At 38.0% G+C, this 20366-nt stretch carries 18 protein-coding genes; 8 read left to right on the top strand and 10 right to left on the bottom strand.

From position 1 onward, the window contains the following. The 3 genes from ACNKXS_RS11060 to ACNKXS_RS11050 all read left to right on the top strand — a co-directional run. Positions 1 to 587 (top strand): hypothetical protein (locus ACNKXS_RS11060; RefSeq protein WP_417920898.1); only part of this gene is annotated, 587 nt, incomplete at its 5' end. A 55-nt stretch (positions 588 to 642) separates the two neighbouring features. Continuing rightward, positions 643 to 1845: an alanine dehydrogenase gene (locus ACNKXS_RS11055; RefSeq protein ID WP_417920897.1), complete on the top strand. Its 1203-nt coding sequence runs from the start codon at positions 643 to 645 to the stop codon at positions 1843 to 1845. Positions 1846 to 1848: 3 nt separating this feature from the next. Then, a complete protein-coding gene (locus ACNKXS_RS11050) occupies positions 1849 to 2229 on the top strand; it encodes a hypothetical protein (RefSeq protein WP_417920896.1) in 381 nt (126 codons plus the stop codon). Between the two features lie 17 nt (positions 2230 to 2246). Here the strand turns inward: ACNKXS_RS11050 and bcp are convergent, their stop codons facing one another. Then, positions 2247 to 2699 carry a thioredoxin-dependent thiol peroxidase gene (bcp, locus tag ACNKXS_RS11045; protein WP_417920895.1) on the bottom strand — a complete coding sequence of 151 codons (453 nt, stop codon included), beginning with the start codon at positions 2697 to 2699 and terminating at the stop codon, positions 2247 to 2249. A 31-nt stretch (positions 2700 to 2730) separates the two neighbouring features. On the opposite strand from bcp, the gene ACNKXS_RS11040 reads away from it, so the two are divergent. Then, the gene (locus ACNKXS_RS11040; protein ID WP_417920894.1) at positions 2731 to 3390 is read left to right on the top strand and encodes an endonuclease III domain-containing protein; all 660 of its coding nucleotides are present in this window, start codon (positions 2731 to 2733) and stop codon (positions 3388 to 3390) included. Between the two features lie 27 nt (positions 3391 to 3417). Here ACNKXS_RS11040 and ACNKXS_RS11035 read toward each other — a convergent pair whose 3' ends face one another. Then, a complete protein-coding gene (locus ACNKXS_RS11035; protein WP_417920893.1) occupies positions 3418 to 3570 on the bottom strand; it encodes a hypothetical protein in 153 nt (50 codons plus the stop codon). 58 nt (positions 3571 to 3628) lie between these two features. Next, positions 3629 to 4213, bottom strand: a complete 585-nt coding sequence (locus tag ACNKXS_RS11030; protein ID WP_141877630.1) for an RNA polymerase sigma factor — start codon at positions 4211 to 4213, stop codon at positions 3629 to 3631. A 223-nt stretch (positions 4214 to 4436) separates the two neighbouring features. On the opposite strand from ACNKXS_RS11030, the gene uvrA reads away from it, so the two are divergent. Beyond that, a complete protein-coding gene (gene uvrA, locus ACNKXS_RS11025) occupies positions 4437 to 7226 on the top strand; it encodes an excinuclease ABC subunit UvrA (RefSeq protein ID WP_417920892.1) in 2790 nt (929 codons plus the stop codon). Positions 7227 to 7358: 132 nt separating this feature from the next. Then, complete coding sequence (locus ACNKXS_RS11020) at positions 7359 to 8585, top strand: hypothetical protein (RefSeq protein WP_417920891.1); 1227 nt, start codon at positions 7359 to 7361, stop codon at positions 8583 to 8585. 82 nt (positions 8586 to 8667) lie between these two features. On the opposite strand, the gene ACNKXS_RS11015 is transcribed toward ACNKXS_RS11020, so the two are convergent. The 4 genes from ACNKXS_RS11015 to ACNKXS_RS11000 all read right to left on the bottom strand — a co-directional run bounded on the left by ACNKXS_RS11015 (position 8668) and on the right by ACNKXS_RS11000 (position 14198). Beyond that, positions 8668 to 10125: an oligosaccharide flippase family protein gene (locus ACNKXS_RS11015; protein WP_417920890.1), complete on the bottom strand. Its 1458-nt coding sequence runs from the start codon at positions 10123 to 10125 to the stop codon at positions 8668 to 8670. Continuing rightward, entirely contained in the window at positions 10125 to 11405 is a 1281-nt protein-coding gene (locus ACNKXS_RS11010; RefSeq protein ID WP_417920889.1) for a glycosyltransferase, read from the bottom strand. The genes ACNKXS_RS11015 and ACNKXS_RS11010 overlap by 1 nt, the downstream gene beginning before the upstream one ends. A gap of 8 nt (positions 11406 to 11413) precedes the next feature. Continuing rightward, the gene (locus ACNKXS_RS11005; protein WP_417920888.1) at positions 11414 to 13843 is read right to left on the bottom strand and encodes a YfhO family protein; all 2430 of its coding nucleotides are present in this window, start codon (positions 13841 to 13843) and stop codon (positions 11414 to 11416) included. A gap of 61 nt (positions 13844 to 13904) precedes the next feature. Beyond that, the gene (locus ACNKXS_RS11000) at positions 13905 to 14198 is read right to left on the bottom strand and encodes a DUF4834 family protein (RefSeq protein ID WP_417920887.1); all 294 of its coding nucleotides are present in this window, start codon (positions 14196 to 14198) and stop codon (positions 13905 to 13907) included. A gap of 106 nt (positions 14199 to 14304) precedes the next feature. Here ACNKXS_RS11000 and ACNKXS_RS10995 point away from each other — a divergent pair, with 106 nt between their 5' ends. Then, positions 14305 to 15270, top strand: a complete 966-nt coding sequence (locus ACNKXS_RS10995; RefSeq protein WP_417920886.1) for a transporter — start codon at positions 14305 to 14307, stop codon at positions 15268 to 15270. Positions 15271 to 15317: 47 nt separating this feature from the next. Here ACNKXS_RS10995 and ACNKXS_RS10990 read toward each other — a convergent pair whose 3' ends face one another. From ACNKXS_RS10990 to ACNKXS_RS10980, 3 genes are all read right to left on the bottom strand, one after another. Then, complete coding sequence (locus tag ACNKXS_RS10990; protein ID WP_322302710.1) at positions 15318 to 16580, bottom strand: cysteate-C-fatty acyltransferase; 1263 nt, start codon at positions 16578 to 16580, stop codon at positions 15318 to 15320. 137 nt (positions 16581 to 16717) lie between these two features. Beyond that, a complete protein-coding gene (locus ACNKXS_RS10985; RefSeq protein WP_417920885.1) occupies positions 16718 to 17758 on the bottom strand; it encodes a cysteate synthase in 1041 nt (346 codons plus the stop codon). A 70-nt stretch (positions 17759 to 17828) separates the two neighbouring features. Then, positions 17829 to 19955, bottom strand: a complete 2127-nt coding sequence (locus ACNKXS_RS10980) for a S9 family peptidase (RefSeq protein WP_417920884.1) — start codon at positions 19953 to 19955, stop codon at positions 17829 to 17831. Positions 19956 to 20019: 64 nt separating this feature from the next. On the opposite strand from ACNKXS_RS10980, the gene ACNKXS_RS10975 reads away from it, so the two are divergent. Beyond that, positions 20020 to 20343 carry a YbaB/EbfC family nucleoid-associated protein gene (locus tag ACNKXS_RS10975; RefSeq protein ID WP_417920883.1) on the top strand — a complete coding sequence of 108 codons (324 nt, stop codon included), beginning with the start codon at positions 20020 to 20022 and terminating at the stop codon, positions 20341 to 20343. The last annotated feature ends 23 nt before the right edge of the window (positions 20344 to 20366 follow it).

Raw genomic sequence — 20366 nt, 5'->3', positions numbered from 1 at the left:
ACAAGCTGTTCAAAAATCAAAACTCAAGATACCTGCTGCTGGGTAGTCTACTATCTATAGCTATAGCATTTTCACCTTATTTATTTTACATCTATGAAATTTTCCCAAGCGGACCCGTTTGGGAAAATTCTTTTTTTACCTACGAAAGTAGGTATTACGAAGATGTTATGACTGCTGCCTGGACCTATTCAGGTAAAATTACACCATTATTCTTATTACTCATTTGGTTTTTCACCTGCAAACATTGGTGGTACCATGTGATACTGGTTCCTATTGCCATGTATTCATTTCAGATTATAATACTCTTTTACCAAGATGTATATCTTCGAACTGACTTCATGGATATAAATCAGCTTATCTATTTAGCTCCATTCTTCATTATTATTCTCAGTATAGTATACTTAATTAGAGTTAAGATATTTGATCGAATATATGGTCTAGATCTATCAGAATTGGAAGAAACAGAAGTTTCTGTATTTTCCAATATTTCCGATAAAGATCGAAAAGAATTGAAGGAGTTTCAGGAAGATGATAAGCATAACGAACATTCCAATGTACTTGTTGAAGACTACTACCGTAAACTTTAGTTTATATTTTTCAATTCCATTTTAAGTTGTAATTTAACTGCTTTAACCAATAACTATGGGCAAACAGCAGGTTTCACCTTTTACCAAAGAACAACTTATTCCACAGGAAGAAACTCTTGAGATCTACAAGAAAAAGGGTGAATTATTCATAGGAATACCCAAAGAAACCGCCTACCAGGAAAAAAGGATTTGTTTAAGTCCTGATGCAGTTGCAGCTATCACCGCACATGGACATCGGGTCATGATTGAATCCGGTGCCGGGAAATGGGCGCGCTTTAGCGATAAAGATTATTCAGATGCCGGAGCAGAAATCACCAAAGATACCCGCAAAGTATTCTCCTGCCCTACCATATTGAAAATAGAGCCGCCATCTCTTGAGGAACTTGAAAATATCAATCCGCAAACAACCATAATTTCTGCGCTTCAAATTAAAACTCAGTGTAAAGAGTATTTTCAGAAGCTGGCAGAAAAAAGAATTACTGCACTTGGCTTCGAATTTATTCGGGACGATGATGGCTCCTACCCTATCGTGCGTGCCTTGAGCGAAATTGCCGGAACAGCTTCTGTCCTCATTGCTTCTGAGATCATGAGTAATCATGCGGATGGAAACGGACTCATGTTTGGAAATATTAGCGGTGTACCACCTGTTGAGGTAGTAATTATTGGAGCAGGTACCGTAGGTGAATTCGCGACCAGATCGGCTATTGGTCTTGGGGCCAGCGTCAAAGTATTTGATTCTTCCCTTACGAAACTTCGTAATATTCAGGCGAATCTTACCAATACGTTTTATACCAGTACCATTCAGCCTAAAAATTTGTCAAAAGCGCTAAAACGTGCAGACGTTGTAATTGGTGCTGTTCGTGGAAAGGATCGAAGTCCGGTGCTTATTACTGAGAACATGGTACAAAGTATGAAAAGAGGCGCCGTGATCATTGATGTAAGCATCGATATGGGTGGTTGCGTGGAAACCAGCGAGATCACAAGCCATGATGAACCTATTTTCAAAAAACATAATGTCATTCATTATTGTGTTCCTAATATCCCGTCCAGGTACGCCAGAACGAGCTCCCTTTCAATAAGTAATATTTTTACCCCGTATTTGTTACATATTGGTGAAGAGGGTGGTTTGGAAAATACTCTAAGATTTGATCGCGGTTTACGTAATGGTTTGTATTTTTACCACGGAATTTTGACCAATAAATCGATAGCAGAATGGTTCAATCTTTCTTACCGTGATATAAATCTCCTGATTTTCTAATTAATGAAACTTATACATCGCTTTGGCTATTTTGGCGTCGGACTATTCTTCGGAATTGTACTATTAACATTTTTTTTAGGTGGTAAAAAAGCTTCTTGCGATTACTCTCCAAATGCACGTGTGCTGAAAAATATTAAGATAAAAGAGAGAAAATGGTCTGAAGAATCATTAAGTTTTTTCATGGATCGCGAAATTGACACTTCCTATATTTCCGAAGTTCTTAAAAATGGAGATGTTGATTTTAACTTAAGTGATACTGATGCGAAACCCTGCAATATCTATTATGTTACCGGAACACGTGAAACTGAAGAATTAGAATTCAGAATACAAAATTGCGATAGTATTGCTACGATTCAGAAAGTAAAAATAAGAGCGGCCGAATAAATCGGCCGCCTACTATGTTATTCCATGATCTGCTCGGCGTGAGCCTTGGTTTTCACCTTCTGAATTACTTCTTCGATCATTCCTTGTTCATCAATAATAAAAGTGGTTCGGTGAATGCCTTCGTATTCTTTTCCCATAAATTTCTTGGGTCCCCAAACTCCGTAAGCTTCGATCACTTCCTTTTCCTCATCTGCAAGTAATGGATATTTAAAATCATACTTATTTCTGAAGTTTTGCTGTCTTTTTTTTGAGTCAGCACTAACGCCCAAAATGTCATAACCTTTTGCACTCATTGCTTCATAATTATCACTTAGATTACAGGCTTCCGCAGTACAACCTGGCGTGCTCGCTTTCGGGTAGAAAAATAATACCAGCTTTTTTCCTTTATAATCGTTTAAAGTGATGTTATTTCCGTCCTGATCTTCAGCTTTGAAATCGGGAGCTTTATCCCCTGCTTTTAATGTTGTCATAATTCTTACTTTTGTTTAAAAATAAAGCTTTATGACCAAAAAGGAAAAGGTTCAGTTTGTAATTGATACTCTAAATGAAATCTATCCTGAAATTCCTATACCTTTAGATCATAAAGATCCATATACCTTATTGGTCGCGGTGTTGCTTTCTGCTCAAAGCACCGATGTAAAAGTCAATCAAATCACTCCTAAACTATTTGAGATCGCAGATACTCCTGAGAAAATGGTGAAATTAAGTGTAGAGGAAATTCGGGATATTATCAGGCCAGTTGGGCTTTCTCCAATGAAGTCCAAAGGCATACATGGGCTTTCCCATATTCTACTGGAAAAGTACAATGGTCAGGTCCCAAAAAGTATAGAAGCTCTGGAAGAACTTCCTGCGGTGGGTCATAAAACTGCCAGCGTAGTAGTGGCACAGGCATTTAATATTCCTGCATTTCCAGTTGACACGCATATTCACAGACTTATGTATCGCTGGAATCTTACGAATGGAAAAAACGTGGTGCATACGGAAAGAGATGCAAAAAGACTTTTTCCTGAAGATCTATGGAACCGACTACATTTACAAATTATCTGGTATGGGAGACAGTATTCTCCGGCACGAGCCTGGAACCTGGATAAGGATATCATCACAAAAACTATTGGCCGAAAAAGTGTAATTGCCGAATATAATAAGAAGATAAAAAAATGAAACCTGCCAGAAATGACAGGTTTTTGTTTAGTTTAGAAGTGTTTCAAACTTCATGTTTTGATATTCCACAACGTTCAGGGCTTTGGAATAACTGAGTAAAAACTCGATCGTTTCCTTTGCTGGACGTGGTTGAACATTTGTTTCTTCTTTCGAAGATTTTTTAAAGTAGAGTTTCCCCATGTGCCGTTATTTTTTGGTATTTATAAATTAACGGCATTTACTTCATAATATTGCGAAATTAGTTTGTTAAGATCAAATTCCGTTTCTCAATGATCTTTCTAAGATTGATCAAGGCGTATCGCATTCTACCCAAAGCGGTATTAATACTAACTCCTGTTCGATCTGAAATTTCCTTGAAACTCATATCTTTATAGATCCTCATAGTAAGGACCTCCAATTGATCTTCCGGAAGTTCTTTTATAAGTTCCTGAACGTCTGATTCTATTTGATCCTTAATAATTTGGGTTTCTGCATTTAGATCACCATCGCTTAGTACTGAGAAAATATTAAAATCCCCGCTATTGTCAAATTTGGGCATTCGCTTATTTCTTCGGAAATGGTCAATGACTAGATTATGTGCTATTCGCATCACCCAGGGAAGAAATTTACCTTCCTCGTTGTATTTACCTCGCTTTAGAGTACGAATCACTTTAATGAATGTATCCTGAAAAATATCTTCAGAAATATCTTTATCGTAAACCTTTGAGTAAATAAAACTGTAAATTCTTTGTTGGTGACGGCTAATAAGTGTTCCTAGCGCATTCTCGTTTCCTTCCAGATAATCACGTACAAGTGAGGCATCGGTGACCTTAGTGTTATTCATACCAGTTACTTTAAATTTCAGGAACAGATCCTGAGGTTAGGTTATTTAGAGTTTAAAAGTAACTGTGCTTTATAGGCGTAAGAATATTGGTTATGCACCAAATATAGCAACTTAAATTTGAGAAATGCAAACAAAAGCTTAATATTTTAACAATACTATAGGCTTTTCCCGGCTTTCTTCTCCGCTTGATAATGAGTAACTTTGCAGCCTTATCCCAGAGAGAATGACCGTAGATATAGCCAATGTTGACCCCAAGAAAAATATCATTATTAAAGGTGCAAAGTTGCACAACCTTAAGAATATCAATGCAATAATTCCCAGGAACAAACTCGTGGTTATTACAGGACTATCCGGTTCAGGAAAGTCAAGTCTCGCATTTGATACGCTCTATGCAGAAGGTCAACGGCGCTACGTAGAAAGTCTTAGTTCCTATGCCCGGCAGTTTCTTGGCAGGTTGAATAAGCCAAAAGTAGATTATATTAAAGGTATCGCTCCGGCAATTGCTATAGAACAAAAGGTTAATTCTACGAACCCAAGGTCTACCGTTGGAACTTCTACAGAAATCTATGACTATCTAAAATTATTATTTGCCAGAATTGGTAAAACCTATTCTCCAGTTTCTGGAAACGAGGTCAAGAAGGATACTGTCACAGATGTGATCAATTATGTAAAAGGCTTTCCTGAACGTGAAAAACTGCTACTTCTCGCTCCTATTCACCTGGAAGAAGGTCGTAAGCTCGAAAATAAAATAAATGTACTGGCTCAGCAGGGTTACAGCAGGATAAAACTAGGTGAATCAGTAGTGCGTATTGATGAAACCGATCTATCTAAAGCAAAAGTTGAAAATACTTTTTTAGTAATAGACCGAATTATTACAAAGGATGAAGAAGACTTTTTCAACCGACTGGCAGACGCTGTTGAAGCGGCATTTTTCGAAGGTAAAGGTGAATTATTCATCGAGAGCTTATCAGATAACAGCTCGAGACACTTTAGTAATAAATTCGAGCTGGATGGAATCAACTTTCTGGAACCAAACGTTCATTTATTCAGTTTTAATAATCCATATGGAGCCTGTCCCAAGTGTGAAGGTTACGGCGATGTTATAGGTATTGATGAGGAACTTGTGATTCCAAACACAGGTTTATCTATTTATGAAAATGCGATCTTTCCATGGCGAGGTGATAGTATGAGCTGGTATAAAGATCAATTAGTCAAGAATTCTCATAAATTCGATTTCCCCATACACAAACCTTATTTTGAACTAAGTGACGAGCAAAAAGAGCTGGTCTGGAATGGAAATCAGTATTTCGAAGGATTAAACCAGTTTTTTCAGTTTCTGGAGAGCAAGGCATACAAGATTCAGAATCGGGTGATGCTTTCCAGGTATCGCGGTAAAACCAAATGTTCAGCTTGTAAAGGAAAACGACTCAGACAGGAAGCGCACTATGTAAAAATAAACGGACTCAATATTACCGATCTGGTAGAAAAACCTTTGGATAAGGTTCGAGCATTCTTTGATGATTTAACTCTTGATGAATACGAAGAGAAAATTGCAAAGAGATTACTGCAGGAAATTAGAAACCGACTTCAATTCCTTTCCAATGTAGGTCTGGATTATCTTACTTTAAATCGCAAATCCAATACACTTTCTGGTGGGGAATCACAAAGGATCAATCTTGCCACCTCTCTTGGGAGCAGCCTGGTTGGGTCCATGTACATTTTGGATGAACCTTCTATTGGATTGCATCCTAAGGATACCGAGAAGTTAATTGGTGTTTTGAAGCATTTACGAGATCTTGGTAATACGGTCATTGTTGTGGAACATGATGAAGAGATTATGAATGCTGCAGATGAGATCATCGATATTGGACCGGAAGCTGGAACTAATGGTGGTCACGTGGTTGCAACAGGAAATCTTAAACAAATTCTCAAATCTAATTCTCTTACTGCGGAATATCTTAATGGTAAGAAAAATATTGAAGTGCCAGATAAGAGAAGAACTTCTAAGAATTTCATCAAAATACTTGGAGCAAGGGAGAACAACCTGAAGAATATTGATGTTGAAATCCCTTTAGGAGTCTTTACAGCAATCACCGGAGTTTCAGGAAGTGGAAAAAGTACTTTGGTTAAAAAGATATTTTACCCAGCCATTCAGAAAGAATTGGGAGGTTATGGGGAAAAAGCAGGTCAGTTTTCTGGAATTGAAGGAAATTTTAAAAATCTTGGAAGTGTAGAGTTCGTAGATCAAAACCCTATTGGTAGATCATCAAGATCGAACCCGGTAACCTATATAAAGGCTTATGATGATATTCGAAATCTATTCTCCTCACAGAGACTGGCGAAATTACGTGGCTTTCAACCGAAGCATTTTTCTTTTAATGTAGACGGCGGAAGATGTGAAACCTGTAAAGGAGAAGGTGAAGTTACCATTGAAATGCAATTCATGGCTGATGTTCATCTCGAATGTGAAACCTGTAATGGTAAGCGTTTCAAAAAAGATGTGCTTGAAGTGACCTTTCATGATAAGAATATTGATGATGTTCTAAATATGACTATCGATGATGCAACAGCATTTTTTGAAGATCATGATCAGGATAAGATCGTTAAAAAGCTTAAGCCTTTAAAAGATGTTGGTTTAGGATATGTACAATTAGGACAAAGCTCCTCTACTCTATCGGGTGGTGAAGCTCAGCGTATCAAGCTGGCTTCTTTCCTGGTTAAAGGAACAACCAAAACCAAAGCACTCTTCATTTTTGATGAACCAACCACAGGATTGCATTTTCATGATATCAAAAAATTATTGAAATCTTTCAATGCTTTGATTTCTAAAGGACATTCAGTAGTAGTAATTGAACACAACATGGATCTTGTAAAATGCGCCGATCATGTGATCGATCTGGGACTGGAGGGTGGAGAAAACGGCGGTTATTTAATTGCTACAGGAACTCCTGAGGAAGTTGCTAAAAATAAAAAATCCGTTACCGCACCCTATCTTTCAGAAAAATTAAATTAACATAATACACTGTATTTCAATAGTTTAATCTCCATACAGAGGCTGGATAAATGATACGTATGCAGTATTTCCGGGTTTTGGCATGAGCTTTGTATTTAATTAAGAAATGTTCTTAATTTAAATACTACTACTATGAGAAATCTGACCTTATTTATCGTTTGCCTTTTTGTAGGATGGTCAGTTAGCGCTGAAAATCCGCATTCTGAAATATCCAGAAGTACTACCTCCTCTAATCTTTTCGATGACTCTTTCATTTTTATTGAAGGTGGTGTTGAATTCGCGGTTTATCCAAATGGAGAGTTCGATTTCTTCTATAATCCTGATTTTCGAAGAGGAAATGCAGTAAGAATTTCTACACCTAACGTAAATATTAGCTATAATTCTGGTTACAACTACGAACCATTTATTCAATATGATGATTATGGCGCTGTAATCCAGATCGAAGATGTTCCGGTCTACTACGATTATTATGGTAGAATCATCCAGGCTGGAAATATTGTAATGGATTACAATCGTTATGGAATGCTTGCTAATGTTGGTTCCTTAAGATTACATTATAACAATTTTGGTAGAGTGATTCAACGAACAGGTTATATAAACAGTTATAACCGGCATTATGTTCGCAGACCATGGCATTCTTATTATCGTCGTCCATCCGTTAATGTTAGTATCGTATTTAATCAGCCATACCGGGCTTATTATCAGCCACATCGTGTAAGCTACAACCAGTATACAACGGTTTATAATAACTATTATAGTACACATAAGCACAAAAGAAATTTCTACAGACCTTCTCAGCGTGTTGCTCAATATCACTACGGAAAGCAAGTAAAACAAAAGCGTGATCTTGCACAATATCGTGCTCGTACCAGTAAAAGCGATCAATTAGTTCGTAACAGGCAACAAGCGGCAAGATCTAAAACCTATGCGAATCGATCTAATAGCTCAAAAAGCAGTAGAATAAGCACTGCTGAACGTTCTCCTATTATGAATAACAAATCTAAGAATTACGGAGCGAGATCTGAAAGAAGTACAAATTCTAAAGGGCGTGTATCGCCAGATAGTAGAAAAACCAGTTCCAGAACGATAGATAGAAATTCTCGATTGGACACCAGGTCTACTGAAAACAGAGTTCAAAAAGCCAGTCGTTCTACATCAGTGAGAAATACTGAAAGGACTCCAAAAGTTCAAAATAAAACTCGTTCTGTTGAAAGGAATACAAGAGCTCAACGTCCAACCAGACAGAAGGCTGAGTCGACCAGAACAAGATCTTCGAACAGGTCTAAGTCTTCAGTGAACGAAAGAAAAAATAATTCTTCAAGAACTAGAAGTTCGGCACGAAATATGAATAATATATAGTAGATGACAAGTTCATAATTTAATTTTTTGGTTGGTTAGTTAGAAAACCCCTGATGCTGCCTTGCGGATGGGGTTTTCTCGTTTATGACAAGTTCAGAACCTTGTCGATCATCGTATTTATTTCCGAAGAAACCTTAGAAAAATAGATGATTAGTCCGTAGATAATCCCGGAAATTAAAACCTTCAAAAGTATATTTAGAACTGGTAGCGCCGAGATGTCGATATAATAAAAGCCAGCCGTTAGGACGAACGTTAATACTAACATCAACCACGTAGACTTCGAAAATGGCTGAATCCTGAACTTGAGGTAGACCAGATATATTTTGGAAGTATTGTAAACAAAGAAGGCCAGAAAACTAGCGGTCGCAGCACCCTCGAGTCCGAATTTTGGAATAAGTAAATAATTCAGGATAAATGCAAGCAATACGAGGATGACACCAATACCGAGGACAATTCTATAATAATCTGAATTGAATAGAATACTATTGTTATTCCCCAGTAGGTTATCGTAAAGTTTAACGATTGAAATCAGGAATACTACAAATACCGAAATTTGATATTGCTGCGGAATAAGTTCATATAAAGATTCTACATTCGTGATTATCCAGATGAAGATCAAGGCGCTAATAATAAGAAGGTTAAGCGAACTTTTCTGATATAGGTTCTTCAATCCTGCCTTATCTTTGGTATTCAGCATTTCAGCGGTCATTGGATGCGTGATCTGATGCATTGCTTTTTGTGGGACAGAGATCACGGTCGCGATATAGACTGCAATACCGTAGATCGCAACATTTTCGATAGGCATGTAATATTCAATCATCACTTTATCAAGATCCAGCAACACCGTAGCTACTGAGGCCGCGATTAGTATTAATGCTGAATATTTAAGCAATCTGGATAGGTTTTCAGGAGCTTGCAGGCTAATTCTTGGTGGATGTAAGGAAAAAGCATACAATGCCATTACAATCATCCTAAATACGAAAACACCAGAGATAGCATAGATGAAAGCAGAAACGCTGATCCAGTCCTTATAGACCATAAGCAGAAGAACGCTTATGCAAAATCTATGAAAGACCTCTTTCATAAAATTACCAAAGGAACTTTTATAGTATATCTTGGACCAGGCAAAAAATACTTCAAAATAAGCGGTAGCAAAAGCGATTAGGAAAATCAACCAGATATAGGGCTGGACGAGCTCATTTTCACCCTGAAAATATTCCAGCAATTCCGAGTAAAATAATAAACCGATTAAACCCAAAAGTAAAGCCGCCAGTGCCGGTAGAATTAACATCAGTGTAAGTAAGCGATCCTGTTCTTTTCGTGTTTTGTAAGAAGTAAAGAATTTAATTAGCGTGCTGTGTACCCCAAAAACCAGAAACGGCCAGATAAGATTTGCGGCAGAAAGGAGAAAACTTACCAATCCGTAATATTCTTTAGTAAGAAAATAGGTGAATAGAAACAATGTATTTACAGCTCCAATGGCAAAACCCAGATAGGTAGTTACCATATTTTTGATGGACTGATTAATAATTATTCCCATTAGATCTTTTTGATTAAATCTGCCAGCTCAGCTGTAAGCTCTCTACGATGATATTTTGAAATATCACTATTTATTTGCTTAACTCCCTGTGTCTTTTTTCGATAAAACTGATCCATAATCCAGGATTTGACCTTTTCCTTATCACTAAATAACAAGTAAGTTCCGCTTTGCGTATCCAGAACCATTTTACCTGCTTCCCAGTTTTCGGGACCTATCGCCAGAATTGGTTTTTTCGCAGCAAAATATTCAAAGATCTTTCCTGGTACGATTCCCCTGGTTTCTTCGCTGTCAATTTCCAAAAGTAATAGAATCGAAGCTCGATTTTGCATTTCCAGAGCTTCTTTATGGCTAACATATCCATCCATTTGAAGATATTCCTGAAGTCCCAGTTCTTCAATACTTTCCTTTACTTCGGAACTTATTTTTCCCGCCAATCTAATTTTTAGTTTATTTCTGAAGTCAGAAACATTTTCTACGATCTCTGCGATAGCCTTCCACAAAATTTCAGGACTTCTACCTGAAAGTAAAGAACCAATATGAGAAATCTCAAAATGATCTGAAGTGATCGGCTCCTTCTGGAGATTATCGAAGCCATTCGTAATTACTCGAATAGGTCTTGTAGTTTTAGATTCAAATTCAGCTTTGGTAGTATAGCTGGTAGTGACAATTTGATCAGCTTTTTTGAGGACTTTATACTCAAGGTCCAGGTGCTTTTGTTTACTAGACTGAGTGAGTTTAAGTTTTTTGTGATATCCAATTTCTGTCCAGGGATCTCTAAAATCGGCTATCCACTTTATGCCTAAACTTTTCTGAAGCTCCAGACCAATCAAATGAAGACTATGCGGAGGTCCGGTGGTAATAAGAACATCAAAATCCTCCTTTTCCAGCACAGACTTTAAATACTTAACCGATGGTTTAACCCAGAATTTTCTGGCATCCGGGATAAAAAAGTTTCCGCGAACAAATAACATCAACTTCTGAATGGTACCCTGCTCCTGCTCCTTGGCGATGATTCCTGAACTTATAGTCCTGGAATCACCCTTAGAAAAAATTTCTGCAAATCGGTATGGTTCAAATATTGGTTGTTTTATAATTCGAATTCCTGTTGGTATTTCAGCAACTAAACTTTCATCTAGAAGTGGGTAACCTGGATTTTCCGGAATATAAACAACAGGTTCAATATTAAATTCTCTTAAGTAAGTTACGAATTTCAACCAGCGTTGAACTCCCGGTCCTCCGGCAGGTGGCCAATAATAAGTAACGATAAGAGCTTTCTTCATTCAGAGATTTAAATTTGGTCACGATTTTTCAGCTCGTACCCCAGTCCTCCCAATAATATCAAGCCAAATAAAATAGAACTTATTAGAACTATCGTGCTTCCGGTCTCAACAACCTGAGGTTCAAATTTGAAAGTAATTTCATGATTCCCTGCAGGCACATTCATAGCTCTTAGTGTATAATTCGCCTGAATATGATCTACTTCCTTTCCATCGATATAAGCCTGCCAACCGGGTTGATAATAATTTTCAGAAAAAACAATGAACTGAGCGGTATCTGCTTCATATTTGTATTTGAGTTCATTCGGTTTCTGTGACACCAGATCTATTTTAGTGCTGGAACTATATACAAATTCATTGCTTACCACGTCCTTAAATTCAGAATTTACAACTGCGGTGTTCATCAGGTTGACGTCCTTCAGAATTTGAATTTCCTCGTTCTGGGTATCCACCCATTTGATCGTTTCAACCGCCCAGGCATTTCCAAATGCTTGCGGATTCTGTTGCGCCTGTACTCCATTTTCCGTAGGAACAATAAAGTACTTCACATTGAGCATGCTCAGAATTTCCATATCATTCTTAGCGATATAGAAATCAAACAGATCCTGTATCCTGCCCGGTTTGGCCGCGTGATAACCACCTAAGGCATTGTGATAATAAGAAGTTCTTCCAGTATTAAACGGACTTCCGGAAACATCGAAAACGCGATAGTGCGTTTTATCTTCCAAGATTTGATCATCTGCAGTATATCGGTCAAATGGCTGGTTGATCTTTCTGGATTGCACAAAGTCATCACTATTTACGTAACGCCTGTCCACTCCAATTAAATCGACAAGTATAAGCACTGTAAAACCTGCGATTAGTAGATTGATCTGTAGCTTATTCTTAAGAAATGCCCAGATCAAACCAACTCCAATACCGGTAAAAAGTAAAGATCTCATCACATCACTGAAGAAGATATCCTTTCTATCTTGCTTCAAAGCATTGATAAAATCCATACCGAACTGCTCCCTGTATAACGAGTCGTTAGCTCCGGCAAAATCGAATACTGAACTCAGCAGCAAAAAGAAGATAAGCAGACCTCCCGAGATAAAACCTGAATATTTCAAGGCATTCAATTTATCTTCTGAGGATATTTTATTTGATAGTAATCTATGTAGACCTACAATCGCTAATAGGGGCAAACATAATTCCAGCAGCACCTGTATCGATGACACGGCACGAAATTTATCATATAATGGTACGAATTCTATAAAAAGATTCGTGACAGGATTGGAACCGGCAAACCAGTTCTTTCCCCAACTCAGGATTAATGCAAGTATACTGCCACCAACTACCCACCATTTTAACCTTCCTTTTATAAGAAATAAAGCGAAAATGAATAAGAAGATGACACTTGCTCCTATATATGCTGGGGCGCCAACAAATGGTTGATCTCCCCAATAGGTTGGAGCCGATTCTGCAAAATCTTTGGCCTGAGCCGGTGCAGCTCCAAGTTTTAATATAGCATCATATAAATTGGAATCGCTACCAATATTTTCTGAACTACCTCCACCAAGTAATCGAGGAACCATTAAATTGAAACTCTCTAGAATTCCATAACTGTACTCCGTGATATAATCGTAGCTAAGACCTGATTCAGTTTTAGGAGCGCCGTCTGGACCTATGCTTAGGTCTGACTCTCCCCTCGTACTGTAATTGGCATATTCGCTAGTAGCAAGCAAGCTGGTTGCATTCATAGCCAAAGCCAGAATTACCGCAAGTACCATAACTCCAAGTGATTTAAAATAATTACCTATCCATGCTTTTTTAAACGCATCTATAAAATAAACGATGCCAAGAACTACGACCAGAAGCAACAGGTAATAGGTCATCTGGAAATGGTTTGCCTGGATCTCTAGAGCCATCCCAACACTTAAGAGCAGGAAACCCCAAACATTTCGGTTTCTGAATATTGTTATGATACCGGCAAGCACAACGGGCATATACGCAATGGCATGAGCCTTGGCATTATGACCAATTCCAAGAATAATAATGAGATAAGTGGAAAAACCAAAAGCAAGAGAACCCACAAAGGCAACCCGGTAATCTATCTTTAAACAAAGGAGTAAAATATAAAAGCCTATAAAATAAAGAAACAGGTAGTCTGCAGGCCTGGGTAAAAACCTCAAGGCAGAATCGAGCTTCTTGATATAATTATGTGGATAGTATGCTCCTAACTGGAAAGTTGGCATTCCTCCAAAAGCAGAGTCGGTCCAGTAAGGCTCTTCTCCCGTTTGTTCCCTGAAGTCATTCTGTTCCTTGGCCATCCCGATATACTGAATGATATCGCTTTGATAAATTTCCTTGCCCTGTAGGATAGGATGAAAGTAGAATAGGGATAAAACAACAAATCCTGCCAGGACTAGCAGGTGTGGTATGAATTTCTTAATATCAGGCATTCACGAGTCTTTTGAAACTGAAAATTTTAAAGCAGGATCTAAAACCTGCTAAGTTTCGAAATTAATCAATTTCTTCGTAATCGATATATTCCCCTACTTTTTTATCCCTATTGGTTTTGGCTTTAGGTTCCTTACCAATATTTGTAGGATTCGACTTTGACTTTTTGGAAGCCGCACCTCCAAACTGGTTACCAAATTGCTGACCGAACTGCTGTTCGAACTTTTTACCCATTTTTCGCATGAAATACTTGAGAATAAGAGGGCCAAAAAATCGAATTATAATTTTGAATCCGAAATATACAAGTAATACTACAAGTACAAATTTTAATACTCCAGATAAGGATGCTTCTAACATTCTAATGCTTTTGGCAAAAATAAAAATAAGCGTTCAGATTGGAAGTAGCTTCAGCAATAAAATTATAATAAAACTTATATCTTTGATTGAATTAACTCCGCAAGTTATGCGCAATACATGCATCTACAGCCTGATTCTGCTAATGGCAGGCTTCACCGTTCAGGCACAATATACTGAAACCATAAATTCCAACCGGCCAGGACAATCACAAGGCGCTTTCGCTGTAGGAACCAATGTGATTCAGATGGAATCGGGATTCTACCTTGGAAACGATATGCATGAAGGTCTGGGCGCCGATATCGACATTTGGGGAGTGGACTACCAACTGCGATACGGACTGTTGATGGAAAACCTTGAGATCAATCTTACTGGTGCTTTTGAAAATCAGGATATCGTTCGGAATTTTCTTGGGAATACAGTGGAAACTTCGGGAAGAAATTTCAAATCCAATACACTTGGTCTTAAATATCTATTCTATGATCCATATAAGAATATGGAAGAGGAAAAACCAAACATTCGAAGCTGGTATGCGAACAGAAAGTTTAAGTGGAAAACCCTGATTCCTGCAGTTTCGATCTACGCGGGGGCAAACTTCGCCTTTGGTGATAATCCCTACCTGGTCGAAGGAGAGAATAAATTTAGTCCGAAGGTAGCTCTTATCACACAAAACAATTGGGGTCGATGGGTGTTGGTAATGAATATTGTTGCCGATAAACTAACTGAAGAATATAGAACCTACACAGGGATTGCAACGGTAACTCATACAGTCACCCCTAACCTTGCGATCTTTGGAGAATATCAGGGGATCAAAAGTAACCTGTATGCTGATGATCTGCTTCGTGGAGGTGCTGCTTATCTGGTGGGTGAAAACCTTCAGTTTGATATCAGCGGACTTGTAAACTTCAAAGACACCCCTTCCCGCTGGCAGGTTGCCCTCGGTGTTTCATATCGATTGGATCTGCATAAAGTGGATGAATTCCTGGAAGAGTCCAATGAAGGAAACAAGAGACGTGCAAGAAGCAGAAGACTCAGCCGTGAAGCTGAAGAAGATTCTGAAGATAATGATCAATAAAAAAGGCCGGAATTTCCGGCCTTTTTTATTCTTATAATTGATAATCTTTATTTATTAGACATTGCAGCTTCTACTGAAGCTGAAAGTCTTTTGTAAGTACCATTTTCCAGTCTTTCTCTAATTGCTGAAAAGGCAGTTAAGGTCTCTTCAACGTCCTGTAAAGTATGTGTTGCTGTAGGAATCATTCTGAGCAAAATAAGCCCCTTAGGAATCACGGGGTAAACTACAATCGAACAGAAAACACCGTGATTTTCACGAAGATCTTTTACCAGAGCCATCGCTTCCGGAATACTTCCTTTCAGGTATACTGGAGTTACACAACTTTGTGTAGTTCCAATATCGAAACCATTATCTTTTAATCCGTTTTGCAAGGCATTTACGTTCTCCCAAAGTTTTTCTTTAAGTTCTGGCATAGTTCTTAGCATGTCCAGACGCTTTAAAGCTCCAACTACCAATTGCATTTGTAGCGATTTAGCGAACATTTGAGATCTTAGGTTATACTTTAAATAATCCATGATCTCTTTATCTCCAGCGATGAATGCACCGGTACTTGCCAGGGATTTCGCAAAAGTTGCAAAGTATACATCAATATCATCCTGAACGCCTTGCTCTTCACCTGCTCCGGCTCCTGTCTTTCCAAGAGTTCCAAAACCATGGGCATCATCAACGAAAAGTCTGAAATTATATTTTTTCTTTAATTCAACGATCTCCTTCAGTCTTCCCTGCTCTCCTCGCATACCGAAAACTCCTTCAGAAATAAGCAAAATACCGCCACCTGTTTGTTCTGCGATTTTGGTTGCACGCTGCAGGTTTTTCTCGATACTTTCCAAGTCGTTGTGCTTGTAAGTGAATCGCTGTCCAAGGTGAAGACGAACTCCATCAATGATACATGCGTGAGCATCTACATCATAAACGATAACGTCTTGTTTCGAAACTAAAGCATCAATAGTAGATACCATTCCCTGGTATCCAAAATTCAACAGGTATGCTGCCTGTTTATTTACGAATGAAGCCAGTTCATCCTGTAACTTTTCATGAAGATCTGTATGACCACTCATCATTCTAGCTCCCATTGGGTAAGCCGATCCATAATCTGCAGCTGCCTGAGCATCTACCTTACGAACTTCAGGATGATTGGCAAGACCAAGGTAATCGTTTATACTCCAGGTAATTACATTCTTACCTCGAAACTTCATTCTATTGGAAATAGGTCCTTCAAGTTTAGGAAATACAAAATATCCTTCTGCCTGTTCCGCCCACTTTCCTAACGGTCCTTTGTCTTTGTAAATCTTATCAAATAAATCCTTCATCGGTCATTTTTTAGACGAGCCGCAAAAATACTGAAAATTGGCCCAATTTTACAAGGTAAATTATAAACATCGAAATCTAACAAAAACAAAAGCATCCTGCAAAGAACAGGATGCTTTTGTTAATAATTGTTAATATTTTATTTGATGATCTCTATAGATTGAGATTTTGAATCTTTTTGAGTATCGAGAAAACACTGTTCGTTCATCCAGTCATCACTATATATTTTGCTCATATACCTGGAACCATGATCTGGAAAGATTAATACCACATTAGAATTTTCATCAAATTCACCGTCTTCCTGGTATTGTTTCAATCCCTGCATTGCTGCTCCACTGGTATAACCTAAGAATAGACCTTCGGTACGTGCAAGTTCCCTCGCAGTATGTGCAGCATCCTCATCACTAACTTTCATGAACTTATCGATCATTTCAAAATCTGTAGCTGACGGGATCAGGTTCTTACCAAGCCCCTCGATCCTGTAAGGATAGATCTCATCCTTATCGAACTCTTTGGTTTCGTGATATTTTTTTAAAACTGAACCAAATGCATCGATCCCAAGGATCTTTACTTCAGGATTTTTAGACTTCAAAAATCTTGCAGTTCCAGAAATTGTTCCACCAGTACCACTGCAGGCGACAAGGTGTGTAATAGATCCTTCAGTTTGCTTCCAGATTTCTGGTCCTGTGGAATTAAAGTGAGCATCGATATTAAGCTCATTGAAATACTGATTAATGTATACCGATCCTTTGATTTCAGAATGAAGTCTTTTTGCAACTTCGTAATAAGACCTTGGATCATCTGCTGGAACGTTCGCAGGGCACACATGTACCTTCGCTCCCATTGTCTTCAGCATATCGATCTTATCCTTGGACGACTTTGAACTTACGGCAAGAATACAATTGTAACCCTTGATGCAACTTACCATCGCTATACTAAAACCTGTATTACCTGAAGTTGTTTCAATTATAGTATCTCCGGGCTTCAGAATTCCTTTTCTTTCAGCTTCTTCAATAATATACAATGCGATCCTGTCCTTCGAGGAATGACCTGGATTGAAAGCTTCGATCTTTGCGGAGTACTTTCCGGGGAAATCTTTAATGATTTTATTTAAGTTGATCAACGGGGTGTTTCCAACTAATTGCAATACGTTATCGTAAACATGCAAATCTTCTCTCATAAAATGATCTTTAAATAAAATGCATTTTCACACATTTTACTAATCGACAAATTTAAGTCAAATTTTTTAATTACTCCTTAATACCCTCCAGATCCAGCAAAAACGCGTATTCTTCAGCCACTTCCTTAAGCGCTTCAAACCTTCCTGAAGCACCACCATGGCCAGCATCCATATTGGTATGTAATAATAAAACGTTTTGATCTGTCTTATATTCTCTAAGTTTCGCAATCCATTTAGCAGGTTCCCAGTATTGCACCTGGCTATCGTGTAGACCAGTAGTGACCAGCATGTTTGGATAATCCTGTTTTACAACATTATCATAAGGAGAATAGGATTTCATATAATCATAATATGACTTTTCATTAGGATTACCCCATTCGTCATATTCACCAGTGGTAAGAGGAATACTATCATCCAACATTGTAGTGATGACATCTACAAACGGTACGGCCGCAATTACCCCATTATATAAATTGGGAGCCATATTTACAACTGCACCCATCAATAAACCTCCTGCTGAACCTCCCATGGCATATAAATGATTGGAAGACGTATAATTCTCCTGAATTAGAAATTCAGATACATCTATAAAATCTGTGAATGTGTTTTTCTTCTGAAAAAGTTTACCATTCTCATACCATTCCCTGCCCAGATATTCACCACCTCGAATATGTGCAATAGCATAAATGAATCCGCGATCCAGCAAACTCAGTCTCACAGTTGAAAAGTAAGGATCTATTGTAGAACCATAAGAACCGTAGGCATATTGCAGAAGGGGATTTCTTTGATCTTTCTGAAGTCCTTTTTTATAAACTAAAGAAACAGGAATGCTAGTACCATCTTTCGCGGTGGCCCAGATACGTTCTGATGTATAATTATTTTTATCAAAATTTCCACCCAGGACTTCCTGCTCTTTCAAAATTGTCTTGTCTCCGGTCTTCATGTTATACTCCACGACTGAAGTTGGAGTAGTAAGACTGTTGTAAGTATACCTCAACAAGTTTGTGTCAAAATCAGGATTTATGGAAGTATAAGCAGTATAGGTTTCGTTATCGAACGGAATGTAGTATTCCTTATTACCTTCCCATTCGATGATCCTTATTTTGTTAAGTCCGTTTGTTCTTTCACTTACCACCAGATATTTCTGGAAGATATCGATATCCTCCAATAAAAAATCCTTTCGATGAGGAATTACGTCTTCCCAGTGCTCCTTTTCAGTTTGTGAAAGAGGAGTCTTCATCAATTTAAAATTAGTGGCATCATCCTTATTGGTGACTATATAAAAATCGTCCTTATAATGTGCGATGCTATATTCTAGTCCGCGCTCACGAGGCTGGAAAATTTTAAATTCTTTGTCTGGCGTATTAGCGTCCAGAATACGGTACTCGGTAGTTAACGTACTATGAGAACCTATTATGATGTATTCCCTGGATTTAGATTTGTAAACATAAGAGTTGAATGTTTCATCCTCCTCTTCATATACAAGTTCATCGGTTTCGGGATCTGTTCCCAGAATGTGCTTATAGATTCTGAAGGATCTTAAAGTTTGAGGATCCTTTTTAGTATAATAAAGCGTTTTATTGTCATTCGCCCAGGTGGAACCACCTGTAGTATTTTCAATATTTTCATCATAGATCTCACCTGTTTCCAGGTTTTTGATCCTAATGGTATACTGTCTTCGGCTTACCGTATCTGTTCCAAAAGCCACCATCGTGTTATCTGGGGATACATTGAGACCTCCAAGACTATAATAATCAAAGTCTTTCGCCATCTCGTTCACATTGAACATGATCTCTTCATCTGCCTCAAGAGTTTCCTTCTTACGACTATATATCGGGTAATCAAATCCTTTCTCGAACCGGGTAATATACCAGTAACCATTTAACTTATAAGGAACAGACTCGTCATCTTCTTTGATACGGCCCTTCATCTCCAGGAATAATTTCTCCTGAAAATCCTTTGTATGGGAAGTCATTTTATCGTTGTATGCATTTTCAGCAATCAAGTAATCCAGTACTTCCTGATCTTCCCGCTGATTCATCCAGAAATAATTATCGATACGCACATCACCGTGCTTCTCTAATTTTTTCTCGATCTTTTTGGCGACCGGAGCCTGCAAATTCTTTTCCAAATCATTGTTATTTTGAGCGCTTGCAAATGTAATGCATCCTAACAGAATAACGAATAGTCTTTTCATAATGGCATATTTCAAACCTGAATTTAGTAAATTTGAGCTTACCAATTTTTAAAACGAAATAGATATGTTTGGAGATATGATGGGCATGATGAATAAGCTGAAAGAAGCCCAGGAAAAAGTAGAGCAAACCAAAAAGAGACTTGATACTGTATTAATAGACGAACAATCTGCAGATGGATTGCTAAAAGTTACCATCACCGCAAATCGCGAAGTCAAAAATATTAGTGTAGACGAGCAATTACTGGATGATAAAGAACAATTGGAAGATTACCTGGTTTTTACCATGAACAAAGCGATCAAAAAAGCGACAGATATCAACGAAGCTGAAATTGGATCTGCAGCTAAGGATGGAATGCCAGACATTCCCGGAATGGATATGTTCAAATAAAAAAAAGCGGGCATTGCCCGCTT

The sequence above is a fragment of the Christiangramia marina genome (assembly GCF_048285865.1).
Lineage (GTDB): Bacteria > Bacteroidota > Bacteroidia > Flavobacteriales > Flavobacteriaceae > Christiangramia > Christiangramia marina.
The sequence above is the reverse complement of the archived record's forward strand: the minus strand, read 5'-3'. Positions and strand labels throughout refer to the sequence as shown.